The sequence below is a fragment of the Clostridium sp. LIBA-8841 genome (assembly GCF_057782475.1).
Genome location: NZ_CM173488.1, coordinates 1,042,481 through 1,063,581 on the forward strand (window position 1 = coordinate 1,042,481; position 21,101 = coordinate 1,063,581).

At 27.0% G+C, this 21,101-nt stretch carries 18 protein-coding genes and 2 pseudogenes; 15 read left to right on the forward strand and 5 right to left on the reverse strand.

Annotated elements, in window-relative coordinates:
- Nucleotides 1-125: 125 nt before the first annotated feature.
- The 3 genes from AC2A4K_RS04435 to AC2A4K_RS04445 all read left to right on the forward strand — a co-directional run bounded on the left by AC2A4K_RS04435 (nt 126) and on the right by AC2A4K_RS04445 (nt 4,585).
- Nucleotides 126-380, forward strand: coding sequence for a hypothetical protein (locus AC2A4K_RS04435; protein ID WP_322504171.1), 255 nt, complete (start codon nt 126-128; stop codon nt 378-380).
- A 907-nt stretch (nt 381-1,287) separates the two neighbouring features.
- Nucleotides 1,288-3,378, forward strand: a complete 2,091-nt coding sequence (locus AC2A4K_RS04440; protein ID WP_322504170.1) for a sialidase family protein — start codon at nt 1,288-1,290, stop codon at nt 3,376-3,378.
- Between the two features lie 52 nt (nt 3,379-3,430).
- Nucleotides 3,431-4,585 carry a cyclically-permuted mutarotase family protein gene (locus AC2A4K_RS04445; protein WP_322504169.1) on the forward strand — a complete coding sequence of 385 codons (1,155 nt, stop codon included), beginning with the start codon at nt 3,431-3,433 and terminating at the stop codon, nt 4,583-4,585.
- Nucleotides 4,586-4,629: 44 nt separating this feature from the next.
- Here AC2A4K_RS04445 and AC2A4K_RS04450 read toward each other — a convergent pair whose 3' ends face one another.
- Together AC2A4K_RS04450 and AC2A4K_RS04455 are read right to left on the reverse strand one after the other, a co-directional pair.
- Nucleotides 4,630-6,294 carry a GxGYxYP domain-containing protein gene (locus AC2A4K_RS04450; protein WP_416173355.1) on the reverse strand — a complete coding sequence of 555 codons (1,665 nt, stop codon included), beginning with the start codon at nt 6,292-6,294 and terminating at the stop codon, nt 4,630-4,632.
- Between the two features lie 182 nt (nt 6,295-6,476).
- Nucleotides 6,477-7,172: a MurR/RpiR family transcriptional regulator gene (locus tag AC2A4K_RS04455; protein ID WP_322504167.1), complete on the reverse strand. Its 696-nt coding sequence runs from the start codon at nt 7,170-7,172 to the stop codon at nt 6,477-6,479.
- Nucleotides 7,173-7,251: 79 nt separating this feature from the next.
- On the opposite strand from AC2A4K_RS04455, the gene AC2A4K_RS04460 reads away from it, so the two are divergent.
- From AC2A4K_RS04460 to AC2A4K_RS04500, 9 genes and pseudogenes are all read left to right on the forward strand, one after another.
- Nucleotides 7,252-7,866, forward strand: a complete 615-nt coding sequence (locus tag AC2A4K_RS04460; protein ID WP_322504166.1) for an AAA family ATPase — start codon at nt 7,252-7,254, stop codon at nt 7,864-7,866.
- A gap of 156 nt (nt 7,867-8,022) precedes the next feature.
- Nucleotides 8,023-9,324: a PTS sugar transporter subunit IIC gene (locus tag AC2A4K_RS04465; RefSeq protein WP_322504165.1), complete on the forward strand. Its 1,302-nt coding sequence runs from the start codon at nt 8,023-8,025 to the stop codon at nt 9,322-9,324.
- Between the two features lie 219 nt (nt 9,325-9,543).
- Complete coding sequence (locus AC2A4K_RS04470) at nt 9,544-10,743, forward strand: MFS transporter (protein ID WP_322504164.1); 1,200 nt, start codon at nt 9,544-9,546, stop codon at nt 10,741-10,743.
- A 62-nt stretch (nt 10,744-10,805) separates the two neighbouring features.
- Nucleotides 10,806-12,029: an MFS transporter gene (locus AC2A4K_RS04475; protein ID WP_322504163.1), complete on the forward strand. Its 1,224-nt coding sequence runs from the start codon at nt 10,806-10,808 to the stop codon at nt 12,027-12,029.
- A 90-nt stretch (nt 12,030-12,119) separates the two neighbouring features.
- A pseudogene (locus tag AC2A4K_RS04480) lies at nt 12,120-12,944 on the forward strand (SDR family oxidoreductase).
- Nucleotides 12,945-13,177: 233 nt separating this feature from the next.
- Nucleotides 13,178-13,300: pseudogene (locus AC2A4K_RS04485) on the forward strand (NAD-dependent malic enzyme); the annotation flags it as partial.
- 52 nt (nt 13,301-13,352) lie between these two features.
- A complete protein-coding gene (locus tag AC2A4K_RS04490; protein WP_322504162.1) occupies nt 13,353-13,796 on the forward strand; it encodes an N-acetyltransferase in 444 nt (147 codons plus the stop codon).
- A 29-nt stretch (nt 13,797-13,825) separates the two neighbouring features.
- A complete protein-coding gene (locus AC2A4K_RS04495) occupies nt 13,826-14,950 on the forward strand; it encodes a DUF4037 domain-containing protein (RefSeq protein ID WP_322504161.1) in 1,125 nt (374 codons plus the stop codon).
- Nucleotides 14,951-15,105: 155 nt separating this feature from the next.
- A complete protein-coding gene (locus AC2A4K_RS04500; protein WP_322504160.1) occupies nt 15,106-15,282 on the forward strand; it encodes a hypothetical protein in 177 nt (58 codons plus the stop codon).
- A gap of 196 nt (nt 15,283-15,478) precedes the next feature.
- On the opposite strand, the gene AC2A4K_RS04505 is transcribed toward AC2A4K_RS04500, so the two are convergent.
- Entirely contained in the window at nt 15,479-15,940 is a 462-nt protein-coding gene (locus AC2A4K_RS04505) for a DUF2798 domain-containing protein (RefSeq protein WP_322504159.1), read from the reverse strand.
- A gap of 281 nt (nt 15,941-16,221) precedes the next feature.
- Here AC2A4K_RS04505 and AC2A4K_RS04510 point away from each other — a divergent pair, with 281 nt between their 5' ends.
- Nucleotides 16,222-16,635, forward strand: a complete 414-nt coding sequence (locus AC2A4K_RS04510) for a MarR family transcriptional regulator (RefSeq protein ID WP_322504158.1) — start codon at nt 16,222-16,224, stop codon at nt 16,633-16,635.
- A 174-nt stretch (nt 16,636-16,809) separates the two neighbouring features.
- On the opposite strand, the gene AC2A4K_RS04515 is transcribed toward AC2A4K_RS04510, so the two are convergent.
- Nucleotides 16,810-17,538, reverse strand: coding sequence for an HAD-IA family hydrolase (locus AC2A4K_RS04515; protein ID WP_322504157.1), 729 nt, complete (start codon nt 17,536-17,538; stop codon nt 16,810-16,812).
- Between the two features lie 500 nt (nt 17,539-18,038).
- Between AC2A4K_RS04515 and AC2A4K_RS04520 the strand changes: the two genes are divergently transcribed.
- Together AC2A4K_RS04520 and AC2A4K_RS04525 are read left to right on the forward strand one after the other, a co-directional pair.
- On the forward strand, nt 18,039-18,896 hold the full coding sequence (locus AC2A4K_RS04520) for a helix-turn-helix domain-containing protein (protein WP_322504156.1): 858 nt from the start codon (nt 18,039-18,041) through the stop codon (nt 18,894-18,896).
- Nucleotides 18,897-19,055: 159 nt separating this feature from the next.
- Nucleotides 19,056-19,742, forward strand: a complete 687-nt coding sequence (locus AC2A4K_RS04525; protein ID WP_322504155.1) for a Dph6-related ATP pyrophosphatase — start codon at nt 19,056-19,058, stop codon at nt 19,740-19,742.
- A 171-nt stretch (nt 19,743-19,913) separates the two neighbouring features.
- Here AC2A4K_RS04525 and AC2A4K_RS04530 read toward each other — a convergent pair whose 3' ends face one another.
- On the reverse strand, nt 19,914-20,810 hold the full coding sequence (locus AC2A4K_RS04530; protein WP_322504154.1) for a LysR family transcriptional regulator: 897 nt from the start codon (nt 20,808-20,810) through the stop codon (nt 19,914-19,916).
- Nucleotides 20,811-21,101: the final 291 nt, after the last annotated feature.

Genomic DNA, 21,101 nt, shown 5'->3' on the forward strand with positions numbered 1-21,101 from the left:
GCTTTCAACCAATAAGATTAAATAGAAAAGTTGAAGTTATATATGATAGTTTATCAAAAAGAGCTGTAGGTTTTAAGTACAAAATTTGATTCTAATATAGATTATGAAAAATAAGGAGAGATTTTATGGAAATATTATTAGGTGTAATATTTGTATTTATTGCTTCATGTGCAATTGCAAGTTTATTAAAGATAGTGGTCTTAGGAGGAAATAATTCAGGGGAACCTTCTAATAATAGAAGAGATAGTTATTTTATAAATAGTTCAAGTGATTATAATTGGAATGATTGTGATTGCAATAATGGTTGGGATAACTGCGATTGTAATGATTCTTGGGGTGATTGTGGATGCGATAGTGGAGGGGATTGTGGTTGCGACTAATAAAGGTACTAATTGAAATAAGAAAGACTATGACTTTAAATAAAAGTCATAGTCTTTTTAGTTTATTGATCCATTTTATCTATTAATTTCATAAAGTCAGTTGGAGTTACTTTAGGACAAAATTAAATAGAGCATTATTTTACTCTATGGCTATATTAAATTATCTTTATGAGAAGCTTAACATATTCATATTTAATTCTTAAAACTTTAAATTCAAGTTAAAATTGATAGTTAAATTTAAGAAAATTATTTTCGAAAATATAATTTAGTGAAAAAAATTTTCTTGTGTATAGAATTTAATAAGAAAAATATTGCTTTAAAGGCTAAAATCTTTAATTTTCAGAGTAAATTGATAGGTACTTCTTATACTAAAATTAAATTTAAACAGAGGGATATAAAGATTAACAGCAAATTTGTGAAAAATTAATAGAAAAACTTACCATAAAAATATCTTTATTGTATTGAAATTTCTTTAGAAAAGGATTACAATATGGAATATAAGAAAAATATTTTCAAAAAAATCTTATTTTGAAAACATTTTTCAAAAATAACAAAGTTTTTTAGGAGAATTGATTTTATAAGAAAAACTTAAATTATGTTTTAGTGTCCTAAGAAGGGATTAATTAAATATCTATTTAGTATTTAATAATTTTTATTAAACATTCTAGTAATCAAATTTTAGTCGTTGCATTTCAAAAATTATATTCTTAAAAGATTTAAAGAGAATTAAGAGAAAAAATCTTTTTATTAAAATAAGTAACTATCATAAAAATAACACTTAATATATTCTAAAAGATAAATCCACAAATTATAGAAACAATAAGAAAAAATTTTACTTCGTGTGTTTTAGCATTAAAAATTAATGCTATTTCAAAATAATAAAAAATTATTTATGGGAGGATGTAAAATGAATTACAAAGGGATAACTTTAAGTTTAGCGGCTGCTATGGTTATAAGTAGTGGTAATTATGTATTAGTTAAAGGAAGTACTTTAAACTCAGAAGGAAATAATAGTGGGTATGAGGTTAATGTAAACAATGAGGAAACTTTAAATTCTCTAGGAGAATATAAGAACATCAATCTAGAGAAATCTAATGCTTTAAATATTACTGGAGATTTAGAAAAATATAAAAGCTTAGATCAAGGTACTATTTTAGTAAAATTCAATTTAAAAGATTCTAAAATACAAAGCTTATTAGGAATAAGTAATAGCAAAACAAAAAATGGATATTTTAATTTTTACGTTACTAATTCAAGAGTTGGTTTTGAGGTTAGAAATCAAAGAAATGAAGGAGATACACAAAGTGGTACTGAAAATTTAGTACATATTTATAAAGATGAACCCTTAAATGAAGGGGATAATACTGTTGCTTTAAAGGTTGAAAAGAACAAAGGGTATAAACTTTTTATTAATGGAAAGTTAGTAAGAGATATTGAAGATAGTAATACTAAGTTTTTAAATAATATAGAAAATTTAGATAGTGCTTTTATTGGAAAGACTGATAGATATGGACAATCTAATGAATATAATTTTAAAGGGAATATAGATTTTATGAATATATATAAGGAACCTGTAAGTGATGATTATTTAATAAATAAAACTGGAGAGACTAAGCATAAAGATGAAGTGCTTGTAGATGGAGCTATTAAAACTGATCCTATAGATTTATTTTATAAGGGATTCTTAAATTCTAACAATTATAGAATACCAGCTCTATTCAAAACAAAGGATGGTACTTTAATAGCTTCTATAGATGCTAGAAGACAAGGTGGAGCAGATGCACCTCGTAATGATATTGATACTGCTGTTAGAAGAAGTGAAGATGGAGGGAAAACTTGGGATAAAGGAAAAATAATAATGGATTATCCAGATAGATCATCCGTTATAGATACAACTTTAATTCAAGATGATGAAACGGGAAGAATATTCTTATTAGTAACACATTTCCCTTCAGGATATGGTTTTTGGAATGCTAAATTAGGAAGTGGATTTAAGAATATTGATGGAAAAGAATACTTGTGTCTTTATGATTCATCAGGTAAAGAATTTACTGTAAGAGAAAATGCAGTCTATGATAAAGATGGTAATAAGACAGGGTATACAACAAATAATCTAGGAGATTTATTTAAAGATGGAACCAAAATAGATAATATAAATTCCAGTACATCACCTTTAAAATCAACAGGTACAAGCTATATAAATCTTGTATATAGTGATGACGACGGAAAGACTTGGAGTGAACCAGAGAATATTAATTTCCAAGTCAAAAAGGATTGGATGAAGTTCTTAGGAATAGCTCCAGGTAGAGGAATACAAATAAAGAATGGAGAGCATAAAGGAAGACTAGTAGTGCCTGTTTATTATACAAATGAAAAGGGTAAACAATCTAGTGCTGTTATATATAGTGATGATAGTGGTAAAAACTGGACAATGGGAGAATCTCCAAATGATAATAGAAAATTAGAAAATGAAAAAATAATAAATTCTAAAACTTTATCAGATGAATCACACCAATTGACTGAATGTCAAGCTATTGAAATGCCAAATGGACAATTAAAATTATTTATGAGAAATTTAACTGGATATTTAAATATTGCAACAAGTTTTGATGGTGGAGCTACTTGGGATGAGACAGTAGAGAAGGATACAAGTGTTTTAGAGCCATATTGTCAACTAAGTGTTATAAGTTACAGTAAAAAAGTGGATGGAAAAGATGCTGTTATTTTCTCAAATCCAAACTCAAGTACAAGAGATAGAGTAAATGGTACTGTAAGGGTAGGATTAATCAATCAAGTAGGAACATATGAAAATGGTGAACCTAAATATGAATTTGATTGGAAATACAATAAGTTAATTAAACCAGGTTACTATGCTTATTCTTGTTTAACAGAATTAAGCAATGGAAACATCGGAGTTTTATATGAAGGAACACCAAGTGAAGAAATGTCTTACACAGAAATGAATTTGAAATATTTAGAGAGTGGCTCTAATAATTAAGAATTAATTTATTTAAAGTTTAATTTTTTTATTTTGAAAGGGGTAAAGGATTATGAAAAAGATATGGAAGTATGGAGTATTACTTACGCTACCGCTTGTTTTAGCAGGGTGTGGAAATAAACCTAGTGAGGCTAATAATAAAAATAAAGAGATTACTTCAATTAAGTGGACTGTTGATGGTGAGTTAGAGGCTCAAAAAGGACAAAGTAAAAATATAGGAACAGCAGGATTACTTTATGGTAAAACAAAAGATTATATAGTTGTTGGAGGAGGAGCTAACTTCCCAGATGAGCCAGTAGTTAAAGGAGGAGCTAAAAAGCTTTATCCAGATATATATGTTTTAAAAAATGAAAATGGAAACTTAAAACAAGTAAATCATACAGTATTAGATTATGAAATTGGTTATGGAAGTTCAATAACTGCTGAAGAAGGGATTTATTATGTAGGTGGAAGTCCTAATGAGGATGAAGGTAATAATGTTTCTCTTATTACAACTGATGAAAAGGGAGAGATTAATTTAAAACACGTAGGAGATTTACCTTTTACATTTAGTGATGGTTTTGCTGTTAAAAAAGACAAGGATATTTATTTAGGTCTTGGAAAGCAAAATGGAAAAGCTAGTAATAAGGTATATAAATTTAATATTGAAACAGGGAAAACTGAAGAATTAAAAGAAATTCCTGGAGAAGCTACTAGAAATCAATCAGTTGCTCAATTACTAGGTGATGATATATATGTATTTAGTGGTGGAGATAAAACAGCTTATACAGATGGTTATAAGTATAGCATTAAGGATAATTCATGGAGCCAAGTAGCTAATGTTAAGATTGGAAATGAAGAAATTTCACTTTTAGGTGCTAATTCAGTAAAATTAAATGATGATGAAATGCTTGTTATAGGTGGATTTAATAAGGCTGTTTATGATGATGCCGTTAAGAATTTAAATACTTTAAAAGATGAGAGTTTAGCTGAATTTAAGAAAGAGTATTTTGGAAGAGATCCTCAGGATTTCTCTTGGAATACAAAAATATTAGTTTATAACTCAAAGAATAATGAGTGGAAATCAATTGGAGATGTACCATTTAATGCCCCATGTGGAGAAGCATTAATACTAGATGGTGATAATATATTCTCAATAAATGGAGAAATTAAGCCTGGAATTAGAACAAATAAGATTTATTCAGGTGAATTAATTTATAAAAAATAAGTAGAAAGACTATGACTTTAAATAAAAGTCATAGTCTTTTTAGTTTATTGATCAACTTTATTTAAGTTTTTATTTATTAACTTCATAAAATCAGTTGGAGTTACCACCTTAACTTTAGGATTCTTAGTTAATTTATTTACTACATCATAGACATTGTCCATAGTATTACTCCATACATGAACATATACAAATGTGTAGGAGTTAGGATCATTTATCTTAGTATGACCTGCAAGAACTCTATTATTTATGTTAGAGATAAGTTCATCTTCATTCTCTAATCCTTCCCAAAGTAAATCACGACAAGAAACTACAGGTTTATCATTTGACCATATTATTTTCCCTCCATAACTATTATTTTTATAATAATTAAGATAAAAAAGTCCATTTATGTTTGATTTAGTAGTGTATTTATTCCATAGATCTTTTTTATAAAAGGCATCATCATCAAGTATTAATACATAATTCTGATCAACTTTTTTCATATAATTATTTAATCGGGTTGTGTAGTTATCTAATTTATTAGATGGAAACTTACTTGGATATATATATCCATTCCCAGATGGAGAAACAACAAAGTTGTCATTACAAATTGAATTTTTAGCACTTTTATAGTATTCTTCAAAAACAGTAGGAGCTAAGTAGTAAAGTGATTGGCTTATTGACCATCCTAAATTAAATTTACCTCTATAAGGAGAACCAAACCAATTTTTATTATTATAATTGCTTCCAAGTAGCCACTGTTGATTATCTCCATCGGACATAATAAAGGTTACATAATGAAATCCATCTTCTTGCTTTATTTCTTTTACATTTTTTTGAGTTAGATCCTTTATAGGAAAAGAGCTTAAAACAGAAAGATTATAAGACCAATCAGCAGCAATCATATCAATTCCATACTTTGAAGAAAGTGAAACATTTCCGTGTTCATCAGGTCCCCAACCTAATATACATCCATTATCCTCCATAGAACTAAAAATTTTATCTCTTAAATCTGTACTATTAATGTCTTCATAGAATATAAGAGATTTAGACATTATTGCATAATCTCTTAGGGCAGTGGTTTTATCTGGAGATAACTGTATAACTGTTGAATGGTTTAACCCAGAATTCCATAAGTTATTAAAAGCCCAGTATTTATCTGTATTCCTACAATCATCAATTAAATTAGTAATTCCATGTTCATTTAACCTAGATTCTATAGATTCATCAATAGCTAAAGCATTTTTTAATGAAGCAAGAGTACATGCATTGTTAATTGAAGGTGATCTGTAATTACTATATAGTACATATCCTTTAATATATTGTTTAAAAATGTTCAATAATTCCCATGGGTCTTCAATTTTAATATTTTTAATTTTATATTCTTTTTTAAAATTTTCTAGCCAGATTTTATAGTCACTTTCACTTGAAGGAAGGATATAAATTTGAGTATCTGTCTTATTGGAAATAAGTCCTTGGAGGGTTGCAATCATGGTTTTTTCTGCATTACTCATTTGGCTTTCCATTATTACATAAAGTGACTTGGGAATTATAGAATTTTTTATATAGGGAACATTATCTTTATTTAATAGAGTTAATGAGGATTTAGAATTTAGAAGAAGATTAGAATTTAGGAGAGTAAATGCTTTGGTAATAGTAGGGGAAATGGTAACTATGCAATTTATAACAACTAATAAAATTAAGAAAAATCTTTTAAATATTTTCATTATAAATCCTCCTGTGGCTTTTATTAATAAATAGCTTTTGTTAAATCAATAAATTTATTCTTTATAAAAACCACAAGAGTAAAATTAATAAATACAATGTTTTAAATTTTTATAACATGTTTTTAAAGACGTTAAAACTATTTTATAATTGTATTTTATAAAGTAAAGTATAGGCATAGAAATCTTTATAGAGTTTGTGTTAGAAGTTCAATAGCGATAATACATTCACCAGAGAAAAAGTTGCTTTCTACTTTAAATTTAGGATTAGTCCTAGTCTTTATAGAAAGATTAGATAAGCTACTTATTTTATTGTTCTCAGAGCCTGTAAAGCTTATAATTTCTAAATTGTTTTCTTTAGCTTTAGTTGCTAATTCAACAAGTCTAGGTGTATCACCAGATTGGGAAATTATTATTAATAAGAGTTTATTAGCATTATCTTTATTTAAAAATTGTATGTGAAGTTTTGAAGTTATATTAAATCCTTTTAAAAATAAGGATTCCGATATATAATCGGCAACAATTTGAGAAAAGCCCATACCTGTTACGACTATTTGCTTATCTTTATACTTATTAAGAAGTTTTAAAAAGTTTTCTTTATATGGATTTAGGGAATTTTCAATAGCTTCATAAGGACTATTAGATTTTCTTCCTAAACTTTTATTTAAATTGTCGTAATGGAGAGCATAAATCATATCAGCATAACCATCAAAACCTAGTTTTTTTATAAGCTTATAAATAGTTGCAGTAGAAGTAAAGTTTTCTTTAGCTAGTTTTCTAATACTTATATTTTTTATGTCATTTATATTTTTTTCTAAGTAATTTAGAATATTTATTTCAAGTTCATTTAGATTGTATTTATCAGTAGAATAAAAAAATGTCATAAAATCACCTCTATGAAGTACTGTTTTTTAAGATAAATTATAACATATTTAAATACTTATTTTAGATAGGAGAGTTATTATGAGTAAAAAATTCATTCAAGATCCATGGGCAAATATAAGAACAAGAAATGGTTTAAGAGGAGACGAGGTTATATCTTCCCTTCAAAAATCAATAAGAAGAGGGCTTGTTGAAGAAGCTTGTAAATTTGCTTATGAAATGTACATAACTTCACCTCAAATGGAGGATAAACTTTGGAGAAGACTTATAACAATCACTGTTGAAGATATTGGAATGGGAGATACTAATGCACCAATTTTAATAAATAATTTAAATACTATGAGAAAAGAGTTTGACTATGCAGATGGAGATAGACCTATATTCTTCATACATGCTATTAGATATCTTTGTGCATGTGAAAAAGATAGATCAAGTGATTTACTTAAAAATATAGTTATTAAAGGCTTTGCAATGGGAGAAGTTCCAGAAATTCCTGATTACGCTTTAGATAAGCACACAGTTAGAGGCGCTGAAATGGGAAGAGATTCATTCCATTTTTTACATGAAGCAAGTAAAGTTATACCTCAAATGAATGTAGATAATGACTATAAAGAAAGATATGAAGAAATACTTAAGGTTTATAAAGCAGAAGATGCCGTTGAATCAGCATTTAAATATAATGGATTTCAATATTAATTAAAAGATAAATCTCTTTAAGGGGTAGGACTAATTGAGAGATAAATTAACATCTCTCAATTCAAAAAATTCTTTGAGGAAGAATTTTGAGTTTTATTTAATAGGACAAGTGTATACGAGATTAAGGATTAAAATTTTATAAGGGGATAACTTAAGATGGAAAACAAATTTTTAGCTAAATTAGATGAAAAACTGTCTCCTTTAGGAGCGAAATTAGGGAACCAAATACATTTAAGAGCCATATCAGCAGGAATGATGATGCCTCTTGCACTTATAGTTGTTGGAGCTTTATTTTTAATAATAGCTAATCCACCAATAACTATGGATTTAGTAGATGTGAATACATCAAATATACTTATTAAATTCTTAATTAATTGGAAAAACTTTTCCACTGAAAATTATGCTTTATTAACAGCACCTTTTAATATGACAATGGGGATATTTGGTCTTCTAAGTGTTTTCGGAATTTCTTATTCATTGGCAAAGGAATATAAGTTAAATGCACCAATAGTAGGATTAATATCAACTTCTATTTTTCTTATGGTTGCAGCTCCTGCTATTGAGGGAGGAATAAGTACTCAATTTTTAGGGGCAGATGGATTATTTGTAGGAATAATAATATCAATTTTGTCAGTTGAAATAACAAGATTTATAGAGTTAAAGGGATTAAAAATGAAATTCCCAAGTTCAGTTCCACCAGCAGTAACATCTTTTGTCAACTCTATACTTCCAGTGTTAGCTAACATAGTAATAATATATGGGTTAAATATTATCTTAGTTTCTATGATAGGTAAAAATATTCCTGAGGCAATAATGAGCATATTAACACCAGCTTTATCAGTTGTAGATAATATTGGGGGATTCTTATTTATAATAACTTTTGGAAATATTCTTTGGTTATTTGGAATTAATGGAACATCAATAATATTTCCAATACTATTTTCACTTGGAATAACTAACACTGGAATTAATAGTGAGCTTATAGCGGCAGGACAAGATCCAACAGCACTTATGAATCTTCAGATGTTTAGAATAGCTATAATGGGGGGAGCTGGAAATACCTTAGGTTTAGTTCTACTAATGTGTAAGAGTAAATCTATACATTTAAAGTCATTAGGTAGATTATCATTAGTACCAGGTATTTGTGGAATTAATGAGCCAATAATATTTGGAGGACCAATAGTATTTAATCCAATACTTGCCATACCATTTATTTTAACGCCAATAGTTACTTGTGGCTTAACATATTTTGCTCAATTAACTGGGTTTATAACACCAGGATACATAGTAGATCCATCATTTACACCATTTTTTGCACAAGCATATTTATCATCTTTAGATGCTATGAATGTTCTTTTTGTATTTTTACTTATACCAGTAAGTATGGTACTTTATTATCCATTCTTTAAAATCTTTGAGAAAAATACAATGAAGAATGAAATGGTTGCTACTAACTAAATAAATTTATGATTTAAAATAATTATTGAATTTCTTTAGTTAATTATATATACGGATTAATAAAATAAAAACTCTATAAAATAAATAATAAGTTTAAAGCATTTAGGAGATTATACCTAAATGCTTTTTTTATTAATTTTAGATTACATATTTTAATAAATGAAGAAGGCGAAGAATAGAATAAATAATATAAACTTTGTTAAGTAAGTAGGAGAAGAGATGAGAATAGAAAATAGTGTGTTTTTCAGAAAAACAGAATTAAGAAGTTTTTGCACATATAGATTTATTTTTGGGATAAGCTACAGTCTTATGATTCCCATAATTCCATTGTTTTTTGATTCTATAGGTATGGAGACTGTTGTAATAGGTACTGTTATGTCTTTATACGGTGTTAGTAAGACACTAGCACAAATGCCTTTTGGAATTATTTCAGATAGGATGGGGGATAAGTTAAGTTTAAAACTGAGCATTGGTCTAATGGCATTTGTTCCAATTGGATATACCTTAACTAATAATACATTAGCGGTAGGAGCTTTATATGTAATACAGGGAGCAGTTTTAGGTATGGCGGCTCCGGCTACTTATTCTATACTAGCTAGGTCATTAGATTCTAGAAGAAGAGGAGAGTGTACAGGTTTTGCATCAGCAGTTTTCACCTTTAGTGGAGGAATAGGTGCAGCAATCGCAGGATATATTGTAACGCAGTTAAATGATTATAATACTGTATTTTACTTAGCTTCCTTTGGAGTATTTATTACTTTAATTTATATTTCCTTAAAGATAACTAAGGTGAAAGTAAGTAAAGCATGTGGAGGAAATAAAGTAGGTTTAACCTGTATATTAGGAGAGTTAAGAAGAAAGGGTCTTATGCACAAGGTTTTAGTTCTTGGATCAATAGCCTTTCTAGGAGACTATATATATTCTTGTGTTATAGCACTTTTTCACTTTTATGGACAAGATGTTTTAGGAGCATCGGTTTCTTATACCTCATCAATAATATCAGTTTATCTTTTGGTATTTGGCTTAGGAGCTCCAATAGCAGGATATGTTAGTGATAAGATAGGAAATAAGAAGCAACTATTTTTATCTTTTACCGTAATGAATTTAACATTACTTTCTTTAATAATAATTAGAAGTATACCAGTTTTTACAGTAGTTATAATAATGTATTTTTTAGGAGCTACTTTTTTAAACGCAGCTCTTCAAAGTTCTCTTTCAGAATTTGGGGACAATCACATAGTAAAAGGCTTTGTTTTTGGTTTTGTTGGTTCATCAGAATCTTTAGGTTATGCCTTAGGACCACTTATTTCAGCATATATTTATGAAATTAATAAAAATTATCTATTTTTAGGTTTACTAATAGTTTCAGTCTTAGTTACAGCTTTATATATAATATTCTTTAATAAAGTTAAGATATAGGATTGAATAATAATTTAAAGTATGAAGGATACTAAAGAAAAACTCAATTTAAGGAGTTTGCCATGGACATAAGAAATAATGTTTTATTTAAGAAGAAGGAGCTATTAAATTTTTGTATTTTAAGATTTATATTTGGTATAAGTTATAGTTTTATGATACCAATAATATCTCTTTATTTTGATTCACTTGGAATAGGCACATTATTAATAGGAATAATAATGTCACTTTATGGAGTGAGTAAGGCATTAGCTCAGGTTCCTTTTGGTATGGTTTCAGATGCCATAGGAGATAAGTTATTACTTATAGTTGCTCTTGTTTTAATGTCTTGTATTCCTTTTGCATATACCATTTTTCATACAAAGATTTTAGCAGGGAGTATATATATAATTCAAGGGGCAGTTTTAGGAATGTCAGCACCAGCAAATTATTCTATACTTTCAAGATCTTTAGATGAAGAAAAGCGAGGAGAATGTACAGGATATGCCTCAGCGGTCTTTACTCTTGGAGGTGCTATTGGAGCTATTATAGGAGGATTTATAGTATCTAATATAAATAACTATAATATGGTTTTTTATGTATCATCAATAGGAATAATAATTTCACTTATATTTACGGTATTTAAAATTAATAAGTCGGAAAAGATCATGGATAAGTGCAAAAAGTCAAAGGGAAAACTGGGGTGTAGAATAAGGGTTATAGTAGAGGATATTAAAGAAAATAAACTGGCACCTAAAATAATCTTATTAAGTTCAGTAGCCTTTTTAGGTGATTTTATATATGGATGCATAGGCTCTATGTTTCCTTTTTATGGTCAAGATGTTTTAGGAGGAACAATATTTTATACTTCATCAATAATTTCAATTTACTTATTTGTTTTTGGCTTATTTGCTCCTTTAGGTGGATGGACTAGCGATAAAATAGGAGTGAAAAGACAATTGTTTTTATCCTTTATAGTTATGAATCTATCTTTATTTGCATTATCTTTTATAAGAGGTATAACCTTATTTACCATTGTAATAATCATTTATTTTTTAGGAGCAACATTTTTAAATGCATCACTTCAAAATTCATTAATGGAATTTGGAGAAGATGAGAATATAAAGGGAATAGTTTTTGGATTTGTTGGAGCATCAGAATCTTTAGGCTATGCAGTAGGTCCATTAATTTCATCATATGTATATAAAATAAATAAAGGATGGCTATTTCTAGTGTTATTAGGAATATCACTTATAGTATCATCAATATTTTTATTGTTAAAGAATAAAGCTTTAACAATAAAAGTATAAACACTAAAGATGAAATAAATATAGTTAAGTATAAAAATAAATTAGAAGGATTACATAGTTGTAATAACTGTAAATAGGAGTGTAGAAATAATGAAAAAAGTTATCTTAATTACAGGAGCAAGCTCTGGAATAGGTTATGCAACAGCTAAATTATTATTAGAAGAAGGGAATACTGTATATTGTACTGCAAGAAGAGTAGAGAGAATGAAAGAGCTTGAAAAAATTGGTGGTAAGTTAATGCATTTAGATATCAGAGATGAAGAATCAGTACAAAAAGCAGTAGAAACCATAATCAAAAACGAAAGTAGGATTGATGTGGTCTTTGCTAATTAAGGATATGCTTGTGCAGGAGCAGTAGAAACTATAGATATAGATGCTGCAAAAGCAGAGTTTGATGTTAACTTATTCGGAGTAGTAAGAACTATTAAGGCTGTTATGCCTCAAATGAGAAAGCAAGGATATGGACATATTATTGTAACATCTTCTTTAGTAGGAGTGGTTTCCACACCAATGATGTCCTTCTATCCAGCTTCAAAGCATGCATTAGAAGGTATGATTGATGGTTTTAGAATGGAAAGTGCGAAAAGTGGAATTAAAGTGGTGAAAATACAACCTTCATTTATTGATACTGAATTTATAGATCCAGCTATGAAAACACTTGAGAAGGCATCAAAATCAGAATGTGCTGGAGCTTACAAAGAAGAATTTATGTTATTTAAAAAAAGCTTTACTAAATTAATTACCAATGCACCACCACCAATAAAGGTGGCAAGAGTTGTATCAAAAATAATTTCTAAGAAAAAGCCTAAAAGTCAGTATTCCGTAAATATTGACTGTGTATTATGTAAAATATTAAAAAGAGTATTTGGAGATTTGGCAATAGATAAATTAATGACTAGAATATTTTTGAAATAAAGAATAGTTACTATGAATAACAAAAACAATGTAGTAAAAATATAATACATTATTTTTGTTATTTTTTTTATGTTCAGAAATGATAATTTATATGGCTTTTTTTATATTAAAAAATGTCAAAGTATCCTTTATGACCAAAATTAATTTTAAATTCTCATAATATTTAAATATTTTTATTTTGTTGATACTATGTAACCATAGTAAACTATAAGAAAAAGAGGGAAATGATTTAAATGAATTATTTGGGAGAGAGTTTAAAATTACATGCAGAAAAGGTTGAAACAATAGATAATTTAAGTTTAGCTTATACACAAGGAGTTGCAGAGTCTTGTAGAAAAATAAATGAAAATAAAGAACGTTATATAATTAAGTTAAAATAGTAGATTATTGAAAGGTGAGAAATATTATATGGAAGAGAAAATAATGGTAGAGATAAAAGAACTTAGAAGAGAAGAAATAGATGAGATTATGAGAATATGGCTTGAAAGTACAATAAAAGCTCATGATTTTATTGAAAAAGAATATTGGGAAAAGAATTATAATGTTGTAAAGGAAGTTTATATCCCAATGGCTGAAACCTTTGTTTATTATGAGGATAAAAAAATAAAAGGTTTTATAAGTATAATCAATAAGGAGTTTATAGGTGCTTTATTTGTCGATGTTGAAAGTCAAGGATTAGGAATAGGTAGTAAGTTACTTGATTTTGTTAAGCTTAGATATAAAAATATAAGTTTAGCTGTTTATAAAATGAATGAAAAAGCAGTTAAATTTTATATAAATAATGGGTTTAAAATAATTAAGGAACAAGAAAATGAGGATTCAGGATTTGTAGAATATATAATGAAAAGTTAAAGGGATTATAAGGGAAATGAGGAGTAGATATGAAAGGTTTGGAATTAAATGAAAAGTTTTATTTTGAAGTAGTGAAGCCACTGATTGAGGATGAATTTCCTATGATAAAAGAGAAATATGCTGCTGGGCTTATAGGATATGGATCAGATGTTTTAGGAAATGATGATGAATTATCCAGAGACCATGAATGGGGGCCAAGATGTCATATATGGCTTAGTAATGATGATTATGATAAGTATGCAGTAGATATAGATAAAATGCTGTTAGATAAGTTACCTATATCATATAAGGGATACTATACAAGATATGTTTATGATAAGGATTATAGAGCATTAGTAACAGTGCCTACAAAGAAGAATTCATTTCATCATATTGGAATAACTACAGTGGAAAGGCATATGAAGATTCAATTTGGAATTAAGAAAAAGCATGGTGAATACAGTTTATCAGATCTGGAATGGTTATGCATTCCAGAACAAAAGCTATTGGAACTTACAAGAGGAAATATTTTTGAGGATAAAATAGGTGAAATTACAAATGTAAGAGAAAAATTTAAATATTATGATGATGAGATATGGAAATATAAACTTTTATATTGTTGGGATGAAATATCATACTTAGAGTTAATTCCTTTATGTTTTGCTAGAGGAGATGAAATTGGTGGAAAGATATGCTTAAATAGGGTAATTGAAAATATAATAAGGATAACATATTTATATAATAAGACTTATTATCCAGGTTATTTAAAATGGTATGGCTATGAATTTTCTAAATTACCTAAAATAGCTAAGGATATAGAGGAAAATATAAAACTTTGTCAGGAATCATCAGATATAAATATAATTATGAATAATATAAGATCTATTATTGAAGTCTTATTAAAGACACACAATGAAATAGGTATTACTGAAACTTTAAATATTGAAAATAGTAAGACTAATAGAGGACTTTGTAATATTTCTGTTGGTAATGTTACGAATTCTATAGAGAAAAGTTTATCAGAGAAATTTAAGGCTCTAGGTGTAAGGGGAGCATGTGACCAATGGATTACCAATTCAGATTTATTGGTTTGGTCTGAAAATTTTACTGAGTTAAAAAGAATATATGAAAATAAAACTTTAGATAGAAGTGGAATTGGTGATATGATTGTGTAATAATTAATATTATAAGAGAAATTTTTCTTAATAATATAAGTGATATCTTTAATTTGAGGTAATTAAGATTATATTTAGTAAAAAAAGATAATAAAGAAAAACATAAGATTATACAATAACTAAAGGTTTTATATGGTATAAGGAGAGTGAGCAAAATGAAAAAGTGTTTATATTGTGGAAAAGATTTAGAAAAAGAACCAAAGGAAAATTATATAGAAAATAAAGTAGGATATTTCTGTAGTGAAGATCACTTTGATAAATATATACTTTCTTTAACTCCAGAAGAGTATATAAAAGTTCAAAATTCTTTCTGCGTATGTAGTGATGAATAGTTTAAATTATTTTTTATTTGCAAAATTTATCAATAATATTAATTTATAATATATATCATGCATTTAAACATTCTTAAAATTTTAATAAAAAGGAAGTTTAAAGGCATAATTGAGAAAAAATTTAAGATAAATAAGATATAGCAACATGTATCAAGAGCTTATGATACATGTTGCTTTTTTAGTTAGGTTTAGAGTTTTACTTAATAGCAAAAACTTTTCCAAAAGAAAATCTAACTAAAGGAGATATTATTAATAAATTAAGTGGTAATGCTATAATAAAATTTCTTGCAATACAGTAAGGGTATATTTTTATTGCTTCTAAATTGAAGCCAGCAACAACTATAGAGCCATAAAGAGACATTAATAAAACCATTCCTATAACCATACAAGTAGATATAGCTATAACAATTTTAAGAGGATGTGTATTTTCAGTTGGTTTAACTATTTTAAAGGCAAGAGGTTTAGCAAGTTTACTCACTACAAAAACATCTAAAAAAAGTGCTACAATGAATCCAAACCAAAAGTCTTTAAATAAGTTTGAAAGCAAGCTTGAATTTAGTCCATCATTTAAAATCATATTATATACTGTCATACAAAGTACCATGCCAAAACACATCATTAATGTAAAAGTAAATTTTTGAAATTTAGTGTTTCCCATAAAAAAATCCTCCTAGGTAAAAAAATAAAGTCAACTAAGTTGACAAGCTATATTATAACAATAAAGAAAAGAAAAAGTCAACTAAGTTGACTTGGGGTATCAGGATTATAAATTTAGGTTAAATAATTATTTAGAGATTAAACTACATAGTAGGGAATTTTATATTGAATTATGTAAATTTAAATGAAAGATTAAAATGCAAATCTTAATGTGATAAAATGTATTAAAGTACGAATAAGTAAAAAAGATAATAAATAAAATTATTATAAATAGGTGAGGTAATGAATAAAGAGTTAAATATAATAGACTTAGTAAGTGAAAAACATATAGTTCTTAGAAGAGAAGTTGAAGATAGATGGTTAAAAGAAAATAAAGAGGAAATTTCTCATACAGAGGCAATGCTTTTGGCTAAAATTAGTATGGGGAAAATATCTATTGCAGAGGTTGCTAGGCAGGCGAATGTTTCAAGACAGGCAATGTTTAAATGTGCAAAGAAATTAGAGAGTAGAGGCTATTTAAAGTTTAAAAAGACAGAAAGTAATAGTAAATATACAGAACTTACTGAAATGGGAGTAGAATATTGCAAAAAAAATAATGAGCTTAAATTGATTATAGAGAAAGAGATAGAAAAGACTATAGGTAAGGAAAATTTAGAATTTATAAAAGAAATATTAAAAAAAAGATGGATAGAATAGAATGTTAACTAGGATATAGCATTAAATATAAGTATAGTGAACTAGACAAAAAAAGCTAAAACCCTTCTATAATAATAAACACATAAAAAGGAGCTATATTAAATATTTTATATAGCTCCTTTTAGGATTTTGTATAAATGTATATTAAAAGTTTAAGTTAACCGGGGGATTAACTTAATTCAGTATGTCGTAAATATCATTTAAATTTCTTACTACTAAGATATTTCTATATTTTATTTTTGTGAAAATGTAGGATTTAAGATCTCTACATAATATTATTGGAGTAATACCAAACTTCATAGCAGCTTCACAATTTTTAGGATTATAATCAATAAATATTGATTCCTCAGGTTGAACATTAAGTTCTTGTAAAGCTAGTCTAAACATAAGTTCATTTGGCTTAGTTATTCCTTTTTGAGAAGAAATTATAAATGAAGAGAAATATTTTCTTAAATTCATGTTTATAAATATGCCTTCTAAAGATGGCCAAGCATCTGATACTATTGCTAGTTTATATGATTGACTTAGTTTTTGAAGAGTACTAGGCACATCTTCAAAGAAGGTATATTTTTCATAATTGTATACATAATCATTTGTTATTGATTTAATATCATCCTTAATTAATCCTAATTCAGGAAGATTATCAGAAAAAATTTTATAAAATTCTAAAAAGTGAGTATATTCATCACTTTCAGTAAGAATAAACTTCTGCTTGTCTATATATTCATAAGCCTTAGAAAAGGCTTCTTTTTGTCTAGATTTTTTTATAGAATCAAATTTATGTCTGTCCACGTATTTGAAAAAGTTAGGTGTTATAAACCAATGACCAGTAGAAGACTGGTTCAAAACTCTACCTGAATCAAATAAAATTGCTTTAATTTTTGTTTTATTTAAATTACTCATACGTAAACCTCTCCTTATAATGTCTCATATAGGTAATAAGCATATTTATTATAATTTAATGTTTTATAAAAATTTGAGTAGTTCTAGTCCTTTAGTTAATAAGTATGTTTATTACATTTAAACAACCTTATATGGGTAAAAGAAGTGTTGATTTTTTAGTTTAGAATAGGGTCATATACTTATCTCTAAACAGTAAGGAAAGATTCTGTAAATTTCAGATCTTAGGGAAAATAATCTTAAATTTATGACTAAAAAATCAACACTTTTATAGGAATAGATTAAGAAATAAATGTTCTTAATAACTTTGTTATTATGGTAATATAGGTATTTATTTATTACAATATTTATATATGAATATAAAACTTACTTGAAAAGTTTATGATATTAAGTTGAATGAAATTCAATTAGGTATATTTTTGTGCGAATTATTAAGCATACAATAGCTTTAATAAAAGAGAAAAGAAAGTTTAGTGGAATAATAAATTTTTGGAGGGATGCATTTGAAAAAGGAATTAGATGAAATTAAAAAAATAGAAGAAGATATTGAAGTTAAAATAGAATCCATAAAAAATGAAGATAGAGAAGAAAAGCATGACATTAATAAGGTTAAGGTTTTAAAAAACACTATATATGATAAAACTTCAAAAGTTTTTGTTTATAATTTAAAGAAACTTATTCAACTGGAAGGAACTCAAAAGAGATTAGCAAAGAAAATAGGTGTTTCAGAGGATTTACTTTCAAAATACAAATCTGGAGAGGCTTTTCCGTCAATAGAAACCTTAATGTATATATGTAAAATATATGATTTGAGTTTAGATAAATTTTTAAATAGAACTTTAACTGCAATGGATATTGATAATTTAGAAAATAATCAGGGGATTGATGAAGAAATATTTGAGAAAATATATTATGCATATTTCTTAATAACTAACATAGGAAAAGAAGGGGGAATTCATGAAGGAAGAATTGAGTTTAGAAATGAAGAGGTAATATTTAAAATCCTTTCTATGGGAGAAGTAGTTAAATCCTTTAAAGGAAGCTACATAATTTCAGAAAAACTAATATTTTTTAATTTGCAAAGCAAACATGATGGTATAGCTTATATAAATATGATAAAACCAAACTTAAATAAAAATAAATATATTGGTGGATTAGCTTTAATGATGTTACCATCAGATGCAAATAGCAAACCTTGTGTTCAAAAAATCTTGATTAGCAAAACGAGAATAGATAGAGAAGAGCATAAAGGAGAATTAAAGAACTTTTTAAAGTTCCCTGAAAAGAGTAAGGAACTTGGTAATATAAAAATTTCTCAATGGGAAGATGAAGAGGTTTATGATTTTATAAGTAATTATTAGAGAATATAAATTTTTCTATATAACTAATAAAGGATGAAATGAATTAAGTGAATTTACAAGTTATAGTAGTGAACTGTAAAATCACTTTTTTATAAGAAAGGAGAAGCTACTGGATAAATAAAGATATATCTATTTTATATTCAGTAGCGTTAATATGATATGAAAAAATGGAATAATGGTGCAAAAGATAAAAAGTTTATAGCCTCATATAGTGGAGGGAAAGATAGTACATTAGCTTTATATAAAGCAATGCAAGAAGGAACAGCCGTAGGTATTATTGTAATGATGGAGGAAGATGGAGAGAGATCAAGAGCTCATAGTCTTTTTCCATCTGTGCTTAAGGCACAAGCAGAAGCAATTGGACTACCTCTTTTTACAGCAGCTACAAATTGGAAAAACTATGAAAAAGTTTTTGTGGAAAAATTAAAAGAAGCAAAAGATTTAGGTGCAGAGGTACTTGTAACAGGAGATATTGATGTGCCAGAAGAGGAGTGTTGGCATGAAATAGTTACTAGTGGTGTAGGTCTTGAACTTGGTATGCCTCTTTGGAGAAAAAGTCATAAGGAAGTAGTTGAAGAATTCATTAATTTAGGATTTGTAACTAAGATTGTTACCATTAATCTAAATAAAGGAATGAGGAAAGAAGATTTAGGAAGAACTCTTACTTTTGATTATATGAGAGAGTTAGAGAAAAGAGGAATTGATCCTTGCGGTGAGGCTGGAGAATTTCATACTACGGTTATAGCAGGACCACTTTTTAAAGAGGAATTAAGAGTTAAACATGGAGAAATCATATCAGATGGAGATTATATGTACTTAACTTTGGAATTAGAAGAAGATATATAAATAGCATCTTAGATTGTAATAAAAAAGTAAAGTGCTCTAACACTCTACTTTATAAAATTTTAGTTTTATTAGGTAACTGGTATAATTAAATTTTTAGTTTATAAAAATAGTAGCCTTCCAATTGGGAGAGGAGGCTACTATTTTTTTATATAGTGGTTAGTTTAGTGTTATTTAATAACAAAAGCATCTTTTTTTAGAAGTTAAAAAATCTACAAATTTCTGCTCATAATAATTTAATTTATAATTTTTTCTAAATACAATATAATACTTAAAAGGCATGTCTATATTTTCTAAACTAATTTTCTTAAATGAACCACATCTTAATTCATGAGTTATTGATATTTCAGGCAAGAAAGAGTACCCTTGTCCAAAAGCAATAGAGGATTTTATTGACTGAGGGGAATTAAGAGATAAAACAGAATTTAAGTTATCAATATTAATTCCATTGTCTTTTAATATAGTTTCTAATAGTAGTCTATTTGCAGAACCTTCCTCTCTTACTATTAAAGGTAATTTATAAAGCTCATCAATATTAAGAGATTTAATAGTAGTATCCTTTCCACCAACTAAAACAAGTTTATCTGGCATTAAAGGTAGTATTTCAAAATCATTATTAGGATTAGGCTTACCTTGTATAATTCCCATATTTGTTTCATGATTAGATAGTTTTTTTAGAATATTTGAAGTATTATCTATTTCCATAGAAATATCAGTATTATAATGTATTTCTTTGAATGTATATATACTGCAAGGCATAACATGCTCACCTAAACTTTTACAACAAGAAATAATTAATTTAGATTTAACATTTTTTAATTCATTTAATTTCTTTTGTAAATTATCCTCTATAGATAGCATAGAATCAGCAAATTCAAAGATAATTTCTCCAGCTTCAGTTAGACTTACTCCAGTGTTACTTCTATTCAACAATTTAAAGTTAGTTTCATTTTCAAGTTTTTGAATTTGCATACTAACACCAGGTTGAGTTAAATGCAATTGTTTTGCAGCTTTAGAGATACTATTGCATTTAACTGTGGTATAAAAGGAACGAAGATACGTCAAATTCATATTCTCACATCCTAAATATTATTTTAAGTAGCTAATTTATAGACTATATAGTAATAAATCTATTTTATGTATAAAATTAATTTTACATGAAAACAATTTACTTTTAAATATGTATAGGTATATAAAAATAATAACAATATTTTAATATTAAAAGAAGTTTGTTTATTAAATAATGTATATAACAAACTGTTATTATACATAACATAGTTTTATTATGTGTGATGATGTTTTGTGTGATATTATTACTACGATGTCTTGATTAAGTATATTTTTTTAAGATAAAAATTTAAC